Origin of the sequence: uncultured Aquincola sp., assembly GCF_964001545.1 — a bacterium.
GTDB lineage: Bacteria > Pseudomonadota > Gammaproteobacteria > Burkholderiales > Burkholderiaceae_C > Aquincola.
The window spans coordinates 1-1755 of sequence record NZ_CAXFDV010000341.1; the positions used below are offsets into that span (position 1 = coordinate 1).

The 1755-nt window shown below is 67.2% G+C and carries 1 protein-coding gene and 1 pseudogene; one reads left to right on the forward strand and one right to left on the reverse strand.

Going from position 1 to position 1755, the window contains the following annotated elements; translation table 11 throughout:
• Positions 1–1052: pseudogene (locus tag ABNT58_RS11770) on the reverse strand (hybrid sensor histidine kinase/response regulator); the annotation flags it as partial.
• Between the two features lie 216 nt (positions 1053–1268).
• On the opposite strand from ABNT58_RS11770, the gene ABNT58_RS11775 reads away from it, so the two are divergent.
• Positions 1269–1755, forward strand: a 487-nt coding sequence (locus ABNT58_RS11775; protein ID WP_348753664.1) for a transporter substrate-binding protein, incomplete at its 3' end; no start/stop codon positions are given.

The window sequence follows — 1755 nt, forward strand, 5'->3', positions numbered from 1 at the left end:
CGCGCGAAGAAGTTGCTCCAGGCCAGCGAGCCGGCATAGGCATTGGTGAGGTTGATCTTGACCTGCGCCACGATGACGAACACCACGGTGGCCAGCAGCGCCCACTCCGGGTGGTCGAACACGTAGCCGAAGCCGGCGATGTACATCTGCGTGGGGTCGCCCGCCTTGTCGGTGGACACCTGGTGCTGCAAGGCCACGAAGGCCAGGAAGGCACCGCCCAGCATCTTGAGCATGCCGGGCACGATCCAACCCGGCCCGGCCACCAGCACCGCGGCCCACCAGCGCCGGCGGTTGGCATGCGTCTTCTTGGGCAGAAAGCGCAGGTAGTCCACCTGTTCGCCGATCTGCACCACCAGGCTGAAGGCCACGGTGGTGGCGGCGCCGAACATCACGCCGTCGAAGCCGGCGCTGCCCGACACCCGGCCCGCCAGCCCGCTGAACTGCGCATACAGCTGCGGCTGCTTGAGCGCGATGGCGATGAAGGGCAGCACGAACAGCACGATCCACACCGGCTGCGTCCACCACTGCAGGCGCGAGATCAGGGTGATGCCATGCATCACCAGCGGCACGATGAGCAGCGACGACAGCAGGTAGCACGCCAGCAGCGGCCAGCCGAAATACAGCTGCAGCGCATGGGCCAGGATGGCCGCCTCCAGCGCGAAGAAGATGAAGGTGAAGGTGGCGTAGATGAGCGAGGTGACGGTGGAGCCCAGGTAACCGAAGCCGGCGCCGCGGGTCAGCAGGTCCATGTCCACGCCGTAGCGGGCGGCGTAGTAGCTGATGGGCAGGCCGGTGAGGAAGGTGACCAGCCCCACCACCAGGATGGCCCACAGCGCGTTCTGGAAACCGTAGCTCAGCGCGATGGCGGCGCCGATGGCCTCCAGCGCCAGGAAGGAGGTGGCGCCGAAGGCCGTGTTGGCGACGCGGAACTCGCTCCACTTGCGGAAGGTGCTGGGCGTGTAGCGCAGCGCGTAGTCCTCCAGCGTCTCGTCGGCGACCCAGCTGTTGTAGTCGCGGCGGATGCGGAAGATCTTCTGCGTGGGCTGTGCCAAAGGGGTACTCCTGGCCGGGCGGCGGGTCGGTGGGCTTGCAAGAACCGAACCCTGGGCGCCCAGCGCCGGTGCCCCGAACTGTGGCACCGCATGCGGCATCGCGGTGCGCCATGGCGCAGCTGCGGTCTACGTTGAATGACGTATTCGCATGCGCAGCCCGCGCCGGGAACATGGCCGCCATCGACACCGATCAGCCCAACCCCGCAGGAGGAAACCATGTCTGACCCAGCCCGTGAACAAGCCCGGATGCTCGAATCGCTGCGCCGCCGGCGCCTGCTGCAGGGCGCTGCCGCGCTGCCGCTGGCCGGCCTGGCCGGTGCGGCCTGGGCCCAGCAGTACCCCACCGCCAAGGTCAACACCAGCAAGCTGGCGGTGACCGACACCGAGGTGACCGTGGGCCAGTTGCACAGTGCCACCGGCACCATGGCCATCAGCGAGACCGGCTCCATCCAGGCCGAGCAGCTGGCCATCGACCAGATCAATGCGATGGGCGGCATCCTGGGCCGCAAGATCAAGGTGATCAAGGAAGACGGTGCCAGCGACTGGCCCACCTTCGCCGAAAAGAGCAAGAAGCTGCTGGTCAACGACCGCGTGGCCGCCGTGTTCGGCTGCTGGACCAGTGCCTCGCGCAAGGCGGTGCTGCCGATCTTCGAGAAGGAGAACGGCATGCTGTACTACCCCACCTTCTACGAAGGCCTGGAGC